Raw genomic sequence first — 14,725 nt, forward strand, 5'->3', positions numbered from 1 at the left:
CAGGACGAAGGCATCCGCGCCGACACCACCACCGAATCCCTCGGCAAACTGCGTCCCGCGTTCAGCAAGGACGGCACCATCACCGCCGGCTCCGCCTCCCCGATCTCCGACGGCGCCGCCGCCGTGATCGTGATGAGCAAAACCAAAGCCGAAGAACTCGGCCTGACCTGGATCGCGGAAATCGGCGCCCACGGCGTCGTCGCCGGACCCGACTCCACCCTCCAGTCCCAACCCGCCCGGGCCATCGCCAAGGCCTGCGCGAAGGAAGGCATCGACCCCACCGACCTCGACCTCGTCGAAATCAACGAAGCNNNNAAGGCCTGATTACTTCCTGCTGACCAGACAGGTCGCCGAGCCCTCATCATGCTCGGCGACCTGTCTGTTTCGTGCCGAAGGTTATTGGTGATCGAGCGTCGTCGAGCGGTTACGCAGCAACGTCTCGATCTCCGATCGCCGGTACCTCCGATGCCCGCCAAGCGTTCTCAGAGTGCCGACTTTGCCCTCCCTCGCCCATCTGGACACCGTGGTCCTGTCGACGTGGAACAGTGCTGCAACCTGTTTGGTCGTCAGCCACTCGTCGACAGGTGCTGTGTGTTCTTCTTCTCGGCTCATTGGCAGTCATTCGTAGCTGCCGACTGAAGGGATGGGTCCGACGATGAATTGGCAACCCCTGGCGTGCTGTGAAAGACTCGCTGCAAAACTTTACTATTCCTTGGGGAAATAATGTCGAAGTCGGTAACTCTGATCCGTTCCACGTCACTCTCTTCGGTGGCTGAATATGCCTATGCAGCAACGGCTCCCGCCGATGCACGACTGATCTTCCTGGCCGGATCCTGCCCGTTGAACGAGGACGGCTCTACTGCCGCCATCGGTGACTACGCAGGACAGGCAGCCAAGGCCGTCGACAACCTGAGAACAGCTCTCTCGGACGCGGGCGCGTCCATCACCGACGTGATCAACACCCGCGTCCTGGTGGCGTCGAGCAATCAAGCCGACCTCGTTGCGGCGTGGGAGGTAGTCCGCGACGCGTTCGGTGATCACGACGCCCCGAGCACTCTGATGGGTGTGACCGTTCTCGGTTACGACGATCAACTGGTCGAGATCGAGGCAATCGCGGCCGTCGTCGACTGAACTCGAACCGAACCGGGCGTTCCTACCGAGGATCTTCGTGAGCAAGGGCCCGGTAGCCCTTTGCCCCCGCACGATCCACTGCGGCTCGCACAACAGCGAAGATGGCTCCCTGCAGGGCTGCGGCGATCAGGACTTCCTTGCTCGACCTGCTCAAGTCTTTGGGCTCGGGCGCATTCTTGTCGTCACCGATGCGCTTCCACACCTGCTGGAAGACAGCGCCGGCCAAGATGCCGCCCAGGACGCTGGTCGCCGGTGAGAGTGGCTTGTACATCGCTTTCGATACTGCGCTCATTGCGCGGATCCTCCGTGGTTCGATACGTACCGCCTGAGCGGCTGACCGACTCTCACTACCCAGCAGGCGAGGTGTCGAAACATTGCTCCGGCAAGGCACGAAGACGACTGTCGCACGTTGTGTTCCACGGGTTTGCCACTTCTCGAGCCGGGTAGGATCGTCTTAGCGAAAGAAGGTTGTGTAAGTCATGGAAAACTACAGAATCGAACTACCGGACGGTACAACGGTGATGGAAGATTTCGTCTCGGATCGCGCCGCAATCGCATACGCGGTCGATCTGAATCACGGTTGTAGCGAGAAAGTCTCGGTATTCCGTATCACCGCCGAGGGAGAAACCATCCCGACTCGGATGTGCCCCAAGCCGAATCCTGGTTCTCGGCGTCGCGCGCGAAGCGTCCGATAGAAGCCGGTCAAGAAGCGTCGAGGCGCGGAAAGAGCGTCTCCCTTGCAAGCAGCAGCAAGGCCGCAGCGACCGGAATCGCCAGCAACGCACCGACAATACCGAGCAACGCTCCACCCAACAGAACCGCGACAACGGTCACCAGTGCCGGGACCGCTACCGTCTTCCCGATGATCTTCGGAACGAGCAGGTAGTCCTCGAGCAGACGTAACGCAATGAAGAACGCAACTGTCGCCAATGCCGTTGGGACAGAGACTGTCAGGGAGACCAGGGCGACGACAACCCCTGCGATCGTGGAACCGACTATCGGGATCAGATCGAGCAGAGCGACCAGCAGCGCCAGGATCAACGGATACGGCACGTCGAAGATCAACAACCACACGAAGGTGCACACTGCGGTGATCACGGAGATCAGAACATTGCCGAGGACGTACCCACCCACACCTGCCAGTATCTGATCACCGATGGCGATTGCTCGTGGCCGCCGCGAATGTGGCACCAGCCGATACAGATTCGTGCGGATTCGTGGGTAGTCGATCAAGAAGTACGTCGTCAGTACAGCAACGATTCCAGCGTCGGCGACTGCGCTGAACACCGCCCGCCCCGCTCCGAGCAAACCCGTCGCGAGCGCAGACCCCGAACCGTCCAGTTGGGTGGTGAGGTGCTCCTCGAGGTGATACTTCTCGTCGAGGTCGCTGACGATCGGATACCGGTCACGAATGTGTGTCAGAAGTTCGGGAGCGTGTGATGCGAACTGACGTCCCTGCTCGACCAGCGGGGTGATCGCAGCAACCAGAAACAGCGCCAACATCACTGCAATTCCGAGGAGTACCACGGTGACTGCGATCCAGCGTCGGAAATGTCTCCGCTCCAGCCAGACGATCATCGGTTCGATGCCCACCGCGAGAAACAGCGCGACCACGATCAGGATCAGCATGCCTCGCGCCGCCAGGAGCACTTCGATCACCGCGTACGTCACGGCAACACCGGCCGCCGCGCTCAGACCGATGAAGAACGGTGAACGACGATCGAACCTCGGCCCCGGTTCGCCCAGCGGCCGGACGGGAGTCGCCAATGCTGCGGCTTCACGTTCGGCTTCCGCCATCGGATCTGCAGCTTTGACTTCACTGTCGGAATCCGGTGAGGTGTCCGCGGAACTGGGATCCATTCAAGCCACCTCACGATCCGCGCGACTTCCCGGCACGGGAGTGAGTACCCGTGCCGTGGCCGGATCAACCTCGAGGCTTCTCCGCTCCGCTTCGGGTCAGCGCGAGACCGGTTCCTACCACTCCGATGATCGACACAGCGATGGCGATGCTGGGCCAACCGTCGCTCTGCCAGTAGACGTCGTCGAGAGTGATCAGTAACGCAGCCTCGTCGACGATGAGCCCGAGTGCGATGCCCAACGCGATGCCCATCCATGTTCTTGCGCGAGGGCTTCGGTCTACGAGTCCGAAGATCGCCACCCCGGCCAACAGCAGAATTCCCCATAAATAGTGATGCAGATGAGTGCCACCGGCGCTGATGTCGCCGACGTCTCTGGTGTCGATCTGGATCAACCACGTCACCAGACGTGCTCCGCCGAACGTCAACGTGAAGGCCACCCACGCCAACACCAAACCGCGGCGCGATTCGTCAACCTGATTCCATCTGCGAGGGAATCTGAATCGCTCGGCAGATTTCTCTTCGTCATGGTCTCGAGAAAGCATCCTTCATGTTTACCCGATGCCGCTCAGATCGATAATTTGGGGTAGAGAGACCGAAAACCAGTTGGAGCACAAAAAGCGGTACCCGATCTCCGAAGAGATCGGGTACCGCCTTCTCAGCTACTCGCGCAGTATTGATCAATACCAGACTTTTCGTCCGCCCACTGCGCGCCCGGTAGCACCGAGGATGGACAAAACTGCACCTACGACGACCAAGATGATGCCGACGGTGGTCAGAATGCTCAACCCCGTGAAAAAGCCGATCAACGCCAGAATAATGCCGAGAACAATCATGTGAGAACCTCATCCGGTATGCGTATCAAAATGATCTACTCAACTGACGCTACTACAGAAACTTCACAATCGATAAATCCGATAAATACATTCATAAATGCGAAACTCGTATTACTACCCAATAGTGTCACCGTTAAAACATCAGCCTTTCTCTTATCTCTACGTCATAGTTCCACGTCCTCGATCTTCGCCTCGACCGCCGGCGTGATGTGGCTCAACACGCAGCACCAACGACCGTCTCGCCGCGCGAACACGTCGGTGGTCCACTCGTCGGCGTCGTATTGTCTGCCGCCGTAGTGCGCGGTATTGACGATCCGCGTAGTGAACAGTGCGACGTCACCGAAGAAACGCACGCGAGCGCTCCCGACGCGGTCCATCGCCGAATGAGTCAAGTCGCCCGAGGCCACGAAGCCCAGGAACTCCGCTTTGGTCGACACTCCGGATTCCGAGACGATCACCCAGTCGTCTGCCATGAAATCGCCGATCCGTTCGGCGTCGTTCGAGCACATCGCGACGTTCCACTCGTCTGCGACAGCGACCAATGCCGCACTCTCCTGATCCGACATGTCTTCTCCCTCTACCGTCGTCACCCTCGGCGGGTGATGCCCCGACGGCAGGGTTCCCGCAGGGTGGACTTCGAACCGACGTGCACGACGAGAGGGCAGAGATGACAGACACCAGTCGCACCGAGCTTGCAGCTCAGGCGTATATCTACGGATTTCCCCTCGTTTTCAATCTCGACCAGGTCCATCGGTATGTTCACAACGGTGTCGGAGCGAACCCCGCCGCACCTTTCAACACCTTCAGCCACGCCCGCACACTGGCCGGGCCGGCAGACACTTTCGTCACGATCAACAACGACACCGTGTATTCCATGGCGCAGATCGATCTCTCTGTCGGCCCCGTTGCGCTGCACGTCCCCGATACCGATGGCCGTTACTACGTCCTCCAGTTCGTGGACGCCTGGACAAACAATTTCGCTTACGTCGGGCATCGGGCCACCGGCACGAAGAGCGGAGACTTCCTTCTCGTCCCACCCACCTGGACGGGAACCCCGGCGGACCAGACCACGGTGATCAGATTTCCCACGAACATTGCGTCGATCGTGGGCCGGTGGGCATGCGGTGGCGACGACGACCTCCCTGCGGTGCACGCCTTGCAGGACGCCACCACACTGACCGTCGTCGACTCCACCGGAAACTCGGCGGGTCTCCCAGTGCCCGAACCCGGGGTAAGCCAGGACCTCCTGTTCCTCGAGAAACTCCGCATCTGGTCACAGGCGTTTCCGCCGGCCCCGCGAGATCGAGAACTCCAGGATTCCTTCTCCCTGATCGGAATCACCGAGCACGGGGCCTCTCCCTACGTATCGCTGTCTGCCGACGAGGCAGCCGCGTTGGCTGACGGATTGACGATCGGTGAGAAGAACCTGCTCGAGGCCCTCACGAAAGGCTCCAGCCCCGAAGTCAACGGATGGAAGCTCACATTCCACGCCTTCGACTACAACCACGACTACTTCGAGGTCGGCACAATCGACGATTCACAATTCAAGATCGCCGATCCCAAGTTGCGCATCGTCGAACGCGCCGCGGCTGCCAAGGGCGGGCTGTGGGGCAACCACCCTTACGAAGCGGCGTACATCATGACCTACGTCGACGATCAGGGCGAGCAGTTGAACGGAACCCACACCTACACAATAAGACTCGACCCCACTCCGCCGGTGAGCGCCTTCTGGTCGCTGACGATGTACTCGGTGCCGGACTTCTTCCTCGTGGCGAACCCCGTCGACCGATACTCGATCGGCGACCGCACTCCAGGAATCGTCCACGACGCCGACGGTGCGTTGACGATCACGATCAGCCACGAGGAGCCGAAAGATCCCACGGCGAAGGCAAACTGGCTGCCCGCACCGCGCGGGGATTTCCGACCGGTACTGAGAATGTACGAACCTTCGCCCGCCGTGCTCGATCAGTCCTACGTCGTCCCCGCCATCACTCGCTCGCGAGAATGACGGCTCGCGTCTGACGGCCTGCCTGTGCGGGCCGTCAGACGGACGCAGAATCAGGCGTGCGTGCCGCCGTCGATCCGGATCTCCGTGCCAGTGATGAAGGCACCATCGTCGGATGCCAACATCGCGATAACTCCCGCAACACTTTCCGGCCCGGCCATGGGGGCACCACCGGACTCCAGATCAGTGCTCAGAATCGGTGACAACTTGCCGAAGAGCGACCAGTCGGTGTCTTCCGGCAAGTACGACGCCGTAGTGTCGGTGATCCCGCTCTTCACACTGCCCGGAGCCAACGCGACGGCACGCAGACCCTGCTTGCCGTATTCGAGAGCCAGTGCGTGAGTGAAGGACTGGATTCCTCCCTTACTTGCGGCATACGCGGCCATGTACGGGTGCGCGAAGGCCGCGGAGGTGGAACTGAAATTCACCACGACTGCGTTGCCGGTGGCAAGGAGAGCCGGCAGTGCCTGGCGGGTAACGAGGAAAGTGCCCGTCAAATTCACGGAGAGCACCTGATTCCACAGGTCCAGCGAGGTCTCGTGGGTGTGCCCACCACGCAGTATCCCGGCGGCGTTGACCAGTACGTCCAATCTCCCGAGAGACGAAATCGCCTGACCCACAACCCTGATGACGGAACCCTCGTCACCGATATCGACGACGAGGGTGTCGAGGCGATCCTCCGTCGAAGCATGTTCTGCCGATTTCCGGGTGTTCGCCAAACCCTGCTCGGAGATGTCGGCAGCGACCACGCGGCCACCTTCGGCGAGCAACCGCAGCGCGGTGGCCTGCCCGATTCCAGATCCTGCGCCGGTGACGAGAATACGACGACCTTCGAAACGATTCATTGCTGTGTACCTTTCACGAAAACGAGTTGGCTGGCATTCCAGGCTCGGTGGCGCCGACACTCACAACTCACCCGCGAGAAATCTCAGGTACGGGAAATGCGCAGCACTGCAACAGGTGTGGCACTGCAAAATCCCGGCGAGGCAATGCTCGCCGAAGTGGCGAATGTCAGACGGATCCGGCCGGTGCGGCCAAGGCTCTTTCGATCCAGACAAGACCGGACGGGCGGCGGTCGATCGCCTTACGCCCACGTCGGAAAGTCGCTACGCCGAATCGGGCCGTGCGCAGTGCACGGCCGGAAGCGAGAGAACAGCGGCGTATGGACATCACAGGCACGGTAGCAGCGCCGGCACCACTCGCTCAACCGCGTCGTTTCGAGACCCGAATCATTCAGGTAATCAGATGTCACTTCTGGACAACTCGCTCGACTTAGGCAGCACTAACCTGGCGGCATCCCGAAAACCCGATCCAGGAGCACAGTCGATGACACATGCAGACGCCTCGCGCACAACAACTCCCCCGACGACCGTCCTACGGACCGCTGACCACAATCGCGGACTCAACGACGTTCTCGCGATCGTCGAAGCACTGGAGCGACCGAGCGATCACCTGCTGCGGATCACGGCTCGTTTGACGGAGTCGACCGACGATCCGACCTGGTCACGCCCGAATGTGACCGTACGCATGAATCTCGGGCCGGCCTTCGACGACGCTTCGCGCGTGTACACGGTGCGTTCCTACGATTCAGCGAGCGGATCGATCGTCGTCGATGTGGTCCTGCACGGACAGACCAGTCCGATGATGAGGTGGGCAGCAGCGTTGGCCGTCGGTGACACCTTCGGCCTCACCGGTCCGCGGCCACACTTCTTGATCCCTGATGTTCCTGGTCGACGTATCGCACTTTTTCTGGACGGCACCGCAATACCCGCATTGCACTCGATCATCGAGCAGTTACCTACCGACGTCGTCGGAATCGGCTGGGTCACAACAGATGACGAGGTCGCCTTCGCCGAACTGCCCGCCCTCCCCGGCCTGGAGCTTCACCGCGTGAGCGCAGATCCGGCCGAGCCCGACGGCCCACTGGCGGTACGAGCACGCGAGCTCGCCAATCCCGCGAGCTACGTCGTGTGGGGCGCCGGTGAACGCAACGAGATGCGCGCAATCCGGAAGCACTTTCGATCGACCGTCGGACTCGACAAAAACGACGTCGCGATATTCGGATATTGGAAGGAGGGCGTCAGCAACACCGAAATCGACCTCCGTCGACGCGAGAACTACGAGCGCATCCTCGCCGACGGCGGAACCCTCACCGACATCGACGACCTGGCCATCGAGATCTGATTGCCTCACACCAGCCGACCTGACCGGCGGTGCACTGCGGTGATAAGTTCCTCTGTGCCAGCGGACCTCCACACAGGGGGTCAGGGAATCCGGTGTGAATCCGGAACTGACGCGCAGCGGTGAGGGTGACCGCCCGGGCTTACGCCACTGGATGAGAATCTGGGAAGGCGCTCGGGTGGGGCGATCTCGAGTCCGAATACCGGCTGGCAGCAGGGGTCAACAGGCGCCTGTTCACACGGTAACGGGCTCCGCGAACGAGCCCCTGCGAGAACGAGATTCCATGCGTCTGTCCAGACTTCGCCTACCCGCCGCCGCCGTCGCTGCCCTGTTGAGCGCGTCGTTGGTTGCCTGCTCCTCCGACGACAGTGCTGCCCGACAATCCAACTCTTCCGAACAATCGCGCGTGACAGTCCAGAACTGTGGCCGAGACGTCACGGTGGAGCGACCGATCGAACGGGCAATCGCGGTAAATCAACCTGCAGCAGAGATGCTGTTCGCGCTGGGAGTGCAGGACCGGATGGCCGGGTACGCCATGAGCGATGACGATGTCCTCCCCGAACTGCGCGAGGCGCGTGGTCAGGTCCAGGCGTTCGACACCGAGTTCCCGTCATTCGAAAGTGTCCTCGAACGCGAACCGGACATGGTCTACACGACGTTCAACTACACGTTCACCTCGGAGGGCATCGCCGACCGGATCAAGTTCACCGACCTCGGTGTCGCGACATATCAGTCACCCAGCGAGTGCACCGGTCAGGATGCCGAGCAGAGCAAGGCCCTCACGCTCGACGACTTGTACGACGAAATCGACGACGTGGCAACACTGTTCGATGCCAAGGACAAAGGTGTCGAGCTCACCGAGAGTTTGAAGGATCGCGCGGCCACCGCCACGGCGGCACTGGGAGCTGAGAACGTGACGCTGGCGTGGTGGTACGCAGCCACGAAGACTCCGTACTTCGCCGGGTGCTGCGGTGCACCGGGAATCATGACCGACGCGGTGGGTGCGAAGAACGCCTTCGACGACAACAAGCAGTATTGGCCCGAAATCGGTTGGGAGAGTGTGCTCGATCGAGACCCGACCGTGCTGGTGCTCGCAGATCTCGACCGCGGTGGAGACGGCGACAGTGCCGCAGACAAGATCGCGTTCCTCGAATCGGACCCGGTCGCCAGCAAGCTCACCGCAGTGAAGAACAAGCGTTACATCATCCTCGAAGGAACGACGATGGATCCCTCGATCCGCAATGTCGGTGGCATCGAACAGCTCTCCGACGGGCTGCGCCAGTTGGGTGTGGTCTAGATGTCCGCGGAGATCTGTGAACTGGTGCGTCGGTGGGACGACCAGCAGGCGGCATACATCGCCGACCGTGAGAAGCGCTTCGACGTGATTCTCGACGTTCTCGAATTGCAGCACGCGCACACCCCGTTCACGGTTGTCGACCTGGCCTGCGGGCCGGGTTCACTGAGCGCCCGAATTCTCGAGAAGTTCGAGCATGCGAGCGTTGTGGGGATCGACTACGACCCGATGCTGCTGGAGCTCGCCCGCCAGTCGTCGACGCGTTTCGGTGACCGACTGCAGCTGATCGACGCAGATCTGGCGGGAGCCGATTGGCCGAATTCGGTGGCTGCGCCGGTTCAGGCGATAGTGTCGACAACCGCGCTGCACTGGTTGCAACCGCAGCAGCTCGTCGAGGTGTACCGGCAGTGCCGCGAACTGCTGAGTCCGGACGGAGTCCTGCTCAACGGTGATCACTTTCGTTTCGACAGCCGCTTCCCTGTCATCGGGCGATGGGCGAAGGCTCACGACGAGCAGACGCAACGCTCCGCCTTTGCTGCCGGTGCTCCCGAGTGGGAGAGCTGGTGGGAGGAGTTGCGGGCAACTCCCGGCATCGGACCAATGACCGACGAGCGAGAGCGCAGATTCGCCGGACGTGACGCCACTGCGCCCACGGCCGTCGACTTCCAGTTGGCGGCGCTCGCGCAAGCAGGTTTTCGGGAGTCGGGGACGGTCTGGCAGCTGTTCGACGACTACGTGGTCTACGGCGTGAGATGACGACAAGAGTTCGGCTGCGTGACAACCCGACGACCGTCACCCTGCTGTGGATGATCGGTGTTGTCACGCTGGCCGGATCGGCTGCCGTGGCAATCACGTTGGGGCCGGCCGGTCTGTCGGTCGGTGAGGTGGCTTCGATCGTCGTCGGCCATCTCGGCGGTACCGCGGCGGACGTCACCCCTATCCGTGACGGCATCGTCTGGGACCTCCGTCTGCCGCGTACCCTGCTCGCCGCGCTCTGCGGTGCCGGTCTCGGGTTGTGCGGTGCGATCATGCAGTCGCTGCTTCGCAATCCGCTGGCCGATCCGTTTGTCCTCGGTATCTCGTCCGGCGCCTCGACCGGTGCCGTACTGATCGTGATCCTCGGAGTCGGGTCGGGAGTGATCGGCTTGTCGAGCGGCGCCTTCATCGGCGCGGTGATCTCCTTCGCCCTTGTGTTGCTGCTCGCCCATGCGGCCGGCGGCACGCCGGATCGGGTGATCCTGGCCGGTGTCGCCGCGACCCAACTGTTCTCCGCGCTCACCTCGTTCATCGTCATCACCTCGGCCGATCCCGAGCAGACCCGCGGCGTGATGTTCTGGCTCCTGGGCTCACTCGGCGGCGCCGACTGGCTCGACGTCGCACTCTGCGCTGCGGTGGTCGCAGTCGGCCTCGTGGTCTGTCTGACTCACTCCCGCGCACTCGACGCCTTTGCCTTCGGCGAGGACGCGGCGTCGTCGCTGGGGGTGAACGTGTGGCGGGTGCGTGTGACCCTGTTGTTGGCAACAGCCTTGATGACCGCAGTGATCGTGAGCGTCGCAGGCGCCATCGGCTTCGTGGGCCTGGTCCTCCCGCACGCGGCGCGGGCTCTCGTCGGTTCGAACCACCGCCGACTCCTGCCCGCGTCCGCACTGATCGGCTCCATCTTCCTTGTCTGGGTCGACGCTGTGGCACGCACAGCCATTGCGCCGCAGGAACTCCCGGCCGGTGTGGTGACCGCGCTGGTCGGTGTGCCTGCGTTTGCCGTCATCCTCTGGAGACGGAAGGCCAGGCCATGACACTCGAAGCTACCGGCGTCAGTTGGCGGGTCGGCGGGGCGCTCATAGTCGACGACCTCGACGTCTCGCCTACAACCGGAAGTACGGTGGGGCTTCTCGGCCCCAACGGTTCGGGGAAATCGACGCTGCTGAAACTGCTTGCCGGGCACAATCGTCCGACATCCGGTGTCGTGACCCTGGACCGAACCCCGTTGTCCGACTGGAAACGCCGCGACGTCGCGCGTCGGATCGCGACCGTTGATCAGCACAGCAACACCGAGATCGATCTGACGGTCGCGGAGGTAGTCGAACTCGGACGCACACCGCACCGCGGACTGTGGGGTGGGCAGTCGGATTCCGATCGCGACGCCGTTCGGGCAGCGATCGAACACACCGATCTCGCCGGCATGCTGGACCGGTCGTGGCACACCCTGTCCGGCGGGGAGCGCCAACGCGTCCAGATCGCGCGCGCCCTCGCTCAGGAACCTCATGAGTTGCTACTCGACGAGCCGACCAATCACCTGGACATCAACCATCAACTCGAATTGCTCGCGCTCGTGCGACGCCTCCCCACCACCACGATCATGGCATTGCACGATCTGAATCTGGCCGCCATGTTCTGCGATTCGATAGTGATGCTGAACCGGGGATCCATCGTTGCCCACGGAAGCCCGACCGAGGTCCTCACCGCTGACCTGATAGCCGAGGTCTACCAGGTCGACGCCGAGGTTCGCCTGGACGGTCCCGGCGGAGTACCTACCGTGCGCTACCTTCCGCCTTGCCACATGTAACCGTTCCGAGTGCCAATATGGATACGTGACCCTCGATGATGTCGCCAACGAACTGTACGGGCTCGACCCCGGCGAGTTCGTCGAGGCACGTACACATCATGTGAAGGCCGCCCGGGAGGACAACGACCGCACATTGGCCGCGGAAATCGGCAAACTTCGGAAGCCGACCACCGTGGGGTGGTTGGTCAATCTCATCTCGCGCGATGCACCAGAGGATCTGGATGCACTTCTCGCGCTTGGCGAATCGCTACGCGACGCTCAACGCCATCTCTCGGGCCCGGACTTGCGACGGCTGACGACACAGAGGCAGCAGGTGGTGCGGAGTCTCGCCCACAAATCCGGTGATATCGCGGCTTCACGGGGAAAAAGCGTCGGCGAGGATGCTTTACGTGATGTCGCGCAGACCCTCAATGCCGCTCTGGCCGATGAGGAGACTGCCGCGCAGGTTCGACTCGGACGGGTCGTGACCGCGGCGAGTTACAGCGGTTTCGGACCCGCCGGGCTCGCCGTGGTGAATGAGAAATCACCGCAGCACGCCGCGATTGAAGAGCCGACGACTCCGAAGTCGAAAACTCCGGAACCGAAGGCCGAACAAGCCAGAGCAAAAGCAGAATTGAAGGAAGCCACGGCGCAGGCCGACGAGATCCGCCGCCGGGTGAAGTCCGAGACCGCCGAACTCCAGGAAGCCAGAACGACGCTTTCCGACGTCGAACGGCGCGTTGAAGAACTGCGCACCGAACTCGAGCACGCTGAGCAGCAACGGCAGTTCGCACGGAACGCCGAGAAGACCAGTGACGCTGCGGTTCGAGAATCCGAGAAGGAACTCCGTGTTGCTGAGCGTCGCGTCGACAAAGCAGAACAAAACCTCGCCGCAATCAATTCGTAGACATCCTGTTCATTAATCGATAGTCTGCCAATTATCGATCAGGTTGATCATCCTGGGATCCAGCAGCTACGGACAACGCCATGCCGATGAGGGTTTGGCGCTATCGGCCACTGCCTCGACAGCCTTCGGAGTGTGAACATGGACAGTGACAACACGTCGGAATGGAGTTTCTTACACGGCAAGCGCGTTCTCGACCTCTCTCGCCTTCTGCCCGGCCCGTTTGCGACGACGCTGCTCGCAGATCTGGGCGCCGACGTGGTCAAGGTCGAGAACCCGAAGCGACCTGATCCCACGCGGGCAGCTGGTGAACGGATGGCCTCGTTGAACAGGAACAAGCGATCGATCGCGCTCGATCTCCGTCTCGAATCCGATCGCGAGACGTTCCTTCGACTAGTCGAGACTGCAGATGCAGTGGTCGAGGGGTTCCGGCCACAGGTACTGGCAGGCATGGGACTCGGCTACGACGTACTTCGAAAAGCCAACCCACGCATCGTATTATGTTCGATCACCGGTTACGGGCAGTCCGGACCCTATGCCGACAAGCCGGGGCACGAATTGAACTTCCTCGGCCTTTCCGGCTTTTTCGCAGTTCCCGGGTGCACCGACGGAGTCGTCACCCGCCCTGGTATCCGGGCCGGTGATCTGGTGGGTTCGATGTACGCAGCACTGTCCATCTCGGTTGCTCTCGCCAGCGTGGACAAGCACGGACGCGGACAACACATAGACATTTCCCTCGCCGAGGCTGCAACCGCCTGGTGCGCGCCTTTTGCGCTCATGATCCGCGATATCGAGAACCCTACCGATTCACCGACCGTCCAGGGAGACAACGACATTTTCGAGACGTCCGACAGTTGCTTGCTTTCACTTGCCACTTTCGAAGACAAGTTCTGGATCGAGTTCCGCACAGCATTCAGCGCTGAGTTTCCGGCACTGAACACACTGCGCTACGACGATCGATGGACCCGAACACAGCACAAGGCAGAGTTGCGGGAACTCCTGGTCACCACCTTCGGTACGCACACATACGGGTGGTGGGAAAAATCGTTGACTGCGATCAATGCCCCGTGGGCGCCGGTGTTCACCGACGCCGGACAACTGATGAGCGATCCCCATGTCGTCGCTCGAAACCTGTTCAGCGAGGTCGCGACCGAAAACGGAGAAAGCTGGCCCCAGATGAGATTCCCGGCGCAATTCAGCTTGGGACTGAACAGTTTTCGACTTCCGACTCCGTACGTGGGCGAGCACACCGAGTCGGTTCTCGACGAAGCCGCCGCGGCAACGGCGAGACGTGACAGCGGCTATTCGGATTTCAATTCGCCGTCGAAACCCGAAGACCAGTAACGTCCCCGCAACGAAAGTTCGAGCAGCATCTCGGTGACTTCTTCCGGCGTCAGCGGTGGCGGGTCGGACTCGAGCCACCACTGCATGACCGCGATCTGTTCACCCACCCATGCCCGCGAGAGTACTTCGATGTCGATTCGCGGAGTAACCCCGAGCGCTTCTGCCCGTGCGGAAAATATCCGCACAGCGGCGACGCTGCGGTCTTCGACGAACTTTCGCAGCGCCTTGCCATCCCCCTCACCACGCAGGATCACACGGTAGACGTCACGTTCCTCAGCGGCATGCCTGAACATCTCGAGCACAGGCTTGCCGGTGAATCCGATCGAAGAGGCGGGAATGAGTGGACCGAGCCGCTCTTGCAGGTCATCGGCCAGATCGGACACGACTTGACCGAGCAAATCGTCTTTGTCGGTGTAGTGACTATAGAACGTCGCCCGACCCAAATCTGCGCGGTCCGTGATGTCTTCGACGGTGATCCCGGCATATCCCCGTTCCAGAACGAGCGAGACCAAGGCATCCCGCAGCAATCGTCGGGTACGCCGGACACGTCTGTCTTCTGGAGGCATTGGGTTCCCTTCCTTCGCACTGTTGTACGAAGCATAGTTCAACATTGACAGGACGATCGAATATAG

At 61.5% G+C, this 14,725-nt stretch carries 19 protein-coding genes, 1 pseudogene and 1 riboswitch; of the genes and pseudogenes, 11 read left to right on the forward strand and 9 right to left on the reverse strand.

The genetic code is table 11. The annotated features are described in order from the left end of the window. Positions 1-311, forward strand: a pseudogene (locus ATN37_RS06340) (acetyl-CoA C-acyltransferase); the annotation flags it as partial. An 85-nt stretch (positions 312-396) separates the two neighbouring features. Here ATN37_RS06340 and ATN37_RS06345 read toward each other — a convergent pair. Beyond that, positions 397-612 (reverse strand): BldC family transcriptional regulator, encoded by a 216-nt coding sequence (locus ATN37_RS06345; protein WP_003945782.1) that lies wholly within the window; start codon positions 610-612, stop codon positions 397-399. Positions 613-723: 111 nt separating this feature from the next. Here ATN37_RS06345 and ATN37_RS06350 point away from each other — a divergent pair, with 111 nt between their 5' ends. After that, entirely contained in the window at positions 724-1,131 is a 408-nt protein-coding gene (locus ATN37_RS06350) for a RidA family protein (RefSeq protein ID WP_007734708.1), read from the forward strand. Between the two features lie 22 nt (positions 1,132-1,153). Here the strand turns inward: ATN37_RS06350 and ATN37_RS06355 are convergent, their stop codons facing one another. After that, a complete protein-coding gene (locus ATN37_RS06355) occupies positions 1,154-1,423 on the reverse strand; it encodes a DUF4235 domain-containing protein (protein ID WP_218694927.1) in 270 nt (89 codons plus the stop codon). Positions 1,424-1,610: 187 nt separating this feature from the next. Here ATN37_RS06355 and ATN37_RS06360 point away from each other — a divergent pair, with 187 nt between their 5' ends. Continuing rightward, on the forward strand, positions 1,611-1,826 hold the full coding sequence (locus ATN37_RS06360) for a hypothetical protein (protein ID WP_003945874.1): 216 nt from the start codon (positions 1,611-1,613) through the stop codon (positions 1,824-1,826). A gap of 7 nt (positions 1,827-1,833) precedes the next feature. Here the strand turns inward: ATN37_RS06360 and ATN37_RS06365 are convergent, their stop codons facing one another. The 4 genes from ATN37_RS06365 to ATN37_RS06380 all read right to left on the reverse strand — a co-directional run bounded on the left by ATN37_RS06365 (position 1,834) and on the right by ATN37_RS06380 (position 4,389). After that, on the reverse strand, positions 1,834-2,991 hold the full coding sequence (locus ATN37_RS06365) for an AI-2E family transporter (protein ID WP_064688488.1): 1,158 nt from the start codon (positions 2,989-2,991) through the stop codon (positions 1,834-1,836). A 64-nt stretch (positions 2,992-3,055) separates the two neighbouring features. Next, entirely contained in the window at positions 3,056-3,532 is a 477-nt protein-coding gene (locus tag ATN37_RS06370) for a hypothetical protein (protein ID WP_003945539.1), read from the reverse strand. Positions 3,533-3,667: 135 nt separating this feature from the next. Then, complete coding sequence (locus ATN37_RS06375; protein WP_003945564.1) at positions 3,668-3,823, reverse strand: DUF6131 family protein; 156 nt, start codon at positions 3,821-3,823, stop codon at positions 3,668-3,670. Between the two features lie 164 nt (positions 3,824-3,987). Continuing rightward, complete coding sequence (locus tag ATN37_RS06380) at positions 3,988-4,389, reverse strand: nuclear transport factor 2 family protein (RefSeq protein ID WP_007734703.1); 402 nt, start codon at positions 4,387-4,389, stop codon at positions 3,988-3,990. A 101-nt stretch (positions 4,390-4,490) separates the two neighbouring features. Between ATN37_RS06380 and ATN37_RS06385 the strand changes: the two genes are divergently transcribed. Further along, entirely contained in the window at positions 4,491-5,831 is a 1,341-nt protein-coding gene (locus tag ATN37_RS06385) for a DUF1254 domain-containing protein (protein ID WP_217018462.1), read from the forward strand. Between the two features lie 50 nt (positions 5,832-5,881). Here ATN37_RS06385 and ATN37_RS06390 read toward each other — a convergent pair whose 3' ends face one another. Both ATN37_RS06390 and ATN37_RS06395 read right to left on the reverse strand, forming a co-directional pair. After that, positions 5,882-6,673 carry an SDR family NAD(P)-dependent oxidoreductase gene (locus tag ATN37_RS06390; protein WP_217018461.1) on the reverse strand — a complete coding sequence of 264 codons (792 nt, stop codon included), beginning with the start codon at positions 6,671-6,673 and terminating at the stop codon, positions 5,882-5,884. Positions 6,674-6,839: 166 nt separating this feature from the next. Then, the gene (locus ATN37_RS06395; protein WP_155419158.1) at positions 6,840-6,998 is read right to left on the reverse strand and encodes a hypothetical protein; all 159 of its coding nucleotides are present in this window, start codon (positions 6,996-6,998) and stop codon (positions 6,840-6,842) included. 156 nt (positions 6,999-7,154) lie between these two features. Between ATN37_RS06395 and ATN37_RS06400 the strand changes: the two genes are divergently transcribed. From ATN37_RS06400 to ATN37_RS06430, 7 genes are all read left to right on the forward strand, one after another. Continuing rightward, positions 7,155-8,012 (forward strand): siderophore-interacting protein, encoded by an 858-nt coding sequence (locus ATN37_RS06400; protein ID WP_217018460.1) that lies wholly within the window; start codon positions 7,155-7,157, stop codon positions 8,010-8,012. 41 nt (positions 8,013-8,053) lie between these two features. Then, a riboswitch (cobalamin riboswitch) is annotated at positions 8,054-8,235 on the forward strand. Between the two features lie 57 nt (positions 8,236-8,292). After that, complete coding sequence (locus ATN37_RS06405) at positions 8,293-9,306, forward strand: ABC transporter substrate-binding protein (protein ID WP_042452430.1); 1,014 nt, start codon at positions 8,293-8,295, stop codon at positions 9,304-9,306. Further along, on the forward strand, positions 9,307-10,059 hold the full coding sequence (locus ATN37_RS06410) for a trans-aconitate 2-methyltransferase (RefSeq protein ID WP_217018459.1): 753 nt from the start codon (positions 9,307-9,309) through the stop codon (positions 10,057-10,059). Then, complete coding sequence (locus tag ATN37_RS06415) at positions 10,056-11,096, forward strand: iron ABC transporter permease (RefSeq protein ID WP_042452436.1); 1,041 nt, start codon at positions 10,056-10,058, stop codon at positions 11,094-11,096. The genes ATN37_RS06410 and ATN37_RS06415 overlap by 4 nt, the downstream gene beginning before the upstream one ends. Further along, positions 11,093-11,866, forward strand: coding sequence for an ABC transporter ATP-binding protein (locus tag ATN37_RS06420; protein WP_075832411.1), 774 nt, complete (start codon positions 11,093-11,095; stop codon positions 11,864-11,866). Before ATN37_RS06415 ends, ATN37_RS06420 begins: the two co-directional genes overlap by 4 nt. Positions 11,867-11,891: 25 nt before the next feature. After that, entirely contained in the window at positions 11,892-12,752 is an 861-nt protein-coding gene (locus ATN37_RS06425) for a hypothetical protein (protein WP_165639142.1), read from the forward strand. Between the two features lie 138 nt (positions 12,753-12,890). Then, a complete protein-coding gene (locus tag ATN37_RS06430; RefSeq protein WP_217018458.1) occupies positions 12,891-14,093 on the forward strand; it encodes a CaiB/BaiF CoA-transferase family protein in 1,203 nt (400 codons plus the stop codon). Here the strand turns inward: ATN37_RS06430 and ATN37_RS06435 are convergent. Then, the gene (locus ATN37_RS06435) at positions 14,051-14,659 is read right to left on the reverse strand and encodes a TetR/AcrR family transcriptional regulator (protein WP_007734687.1); all 609 of its coding nucleotides are present in this window, start codon (positions 14,657-14,659) and stop codon (positions 14,051-14,053) included. The genes ATN37_RS06430 and ATN37_RS06435 overlap by 43 nt on opposite strands. Positions 14,660-14,725 lie beyond the last annotated feature (66 nt).

Source organism: Rhodococcus sp. MH15, assembly GCF_019266045.1.
In the GTDB taxonomy this organism is placed as follows: Bacteria; Actinomycetota; Actinomycetes; order Mycobacteriales; family Mycobacteriaceae; genus Rhodococcus_F; species Rhodococcus_F qingshengii.

Bases quoted from the DNA above. Each gene is read 5' to 3' on its own strand.
- ATN37_RS06345 (WP_003945782.1), bottom strand. From the start codon at position 612: ATGAGCCGAGAAGAAGAACACACAGCACCTGTCGACGAGTGGCTGACG.
- ATN37_RS06350 (WP_007734708.1), top strand. From the start codon at position 724: ATGTCGAAGTCGGTAACTCTGATCCGTTCCACGTCACTCTCTTCGGTG.
- ATN37_RS06355 (WP_218694927.1), bottom strand. From the start codon at position 1,423: ATGAGCGCAGTATCGAAAGCGATGTACAAGCCACTCTCACCGGCGACC.
- ATN37_RS06360 (WP_003945874.1), top strand. From the start codon at position 1,611: ATGGAAAACTACAGAATCGAACTACCGGACGGTACAACGGTGATGGAA.
- ATN37_RS06365 (WP_064688488.1), bottom strand. From the start codon at position 2,991: ATGGATCCCAGTTCCGCGGACACCTCACCGGATTCCGACAGTGAAGTC.
- ATN37_RS06370 (WP_003945539.1), bottom strand. From the start codon at position 3,532: ATGCTTTCTCGAGACCATGACGAAGAGAAATCTGCCGAGCGATTCAGA.
- ATN37_RS06375 (WP_003945564.1), bottom strand. From the start codon at position 3,823: ATGATTGTTCTCGGCATTATTCTGGCGTTGATCGGCTTTTTCACGGGG.
- ATN37_RS06380 (WP_007734703.1), bottom strand. From the start codon at position 4,389: ATGTCGGATCAGGAGAGTGCGGCATTGGTCGCTGTCGCAGACGAGTGG.
- ATN37_RS06385 (WP_217018462.1), top strand. From the start codon at position 4,491: ATGACAGACACCAGTCGCACCGAGCTTGCAGCTCAGGCGTATATCTAC.
- ATN37_RS06390 (WP_217018461.1), bottom strand. From the start codon at position 6,673: ATGAATCGTTTCGAAGGTCGTCGTATTCTCGTCACCGGCGCAGGATCT.
- ATN37_RS06395 (WP_155419158.1), bottom strand. From the start codon at position 6,998: ATGTCCATACGCCGCTGTTCTCTCGCTTCCGGCCGTGCACTGCGCACG.
- ATN37_RS06400 (WP_217018460.1), top strand. From the start codon at position 7,155: ATGACACATGCAGACGCCTCGCGCACAACAACTCCCCCGACGACCGTC.
- ATN37_RS06405 (WP_042452430.1), top strand. From the start codon at position 8,293: ATGCGTCTGTCCAGACTTCGCCTACCCGCCGCCGCCGTCGCTGCCCTG.
- ATN37_RS06410 (WP_217018459.1), top strand. From the start codon at position 9,307: ATGTCCGCGGAGATCTGTGAACTGGTGCGTCGGTGGGACGACCAGCAG.
- ATN37_RS06415 (WP_042452436.1), top strand. From the start codon at position 10,056: ATGACGACAAGAGTTCGGCTGCGTGACAACCCGACGACCGTCACCCTG.
- ATN37_RS06420 (WP_075832411.1), top strand. From the start codon at position 11,093: ATGACACTCGAAGCTACCGGCGTCAGTTGGCGGGTCGGCGGGGCGCTC.
- ATN37_RS06430 (WP_217018458.1), top strand. From the start codon at position 12,891: ATGGACAGTGACAACACGTCGGAATGGAGTTTCTTACACGGCAAGCGC.
- ATN37_RS06435 (WP_007734687.1), bottom strand. From the start codon at position 14,659: ATGCCTCCAGAAGACAGACGTGTCCGGCGTACCCGACGATTGCTGCGG.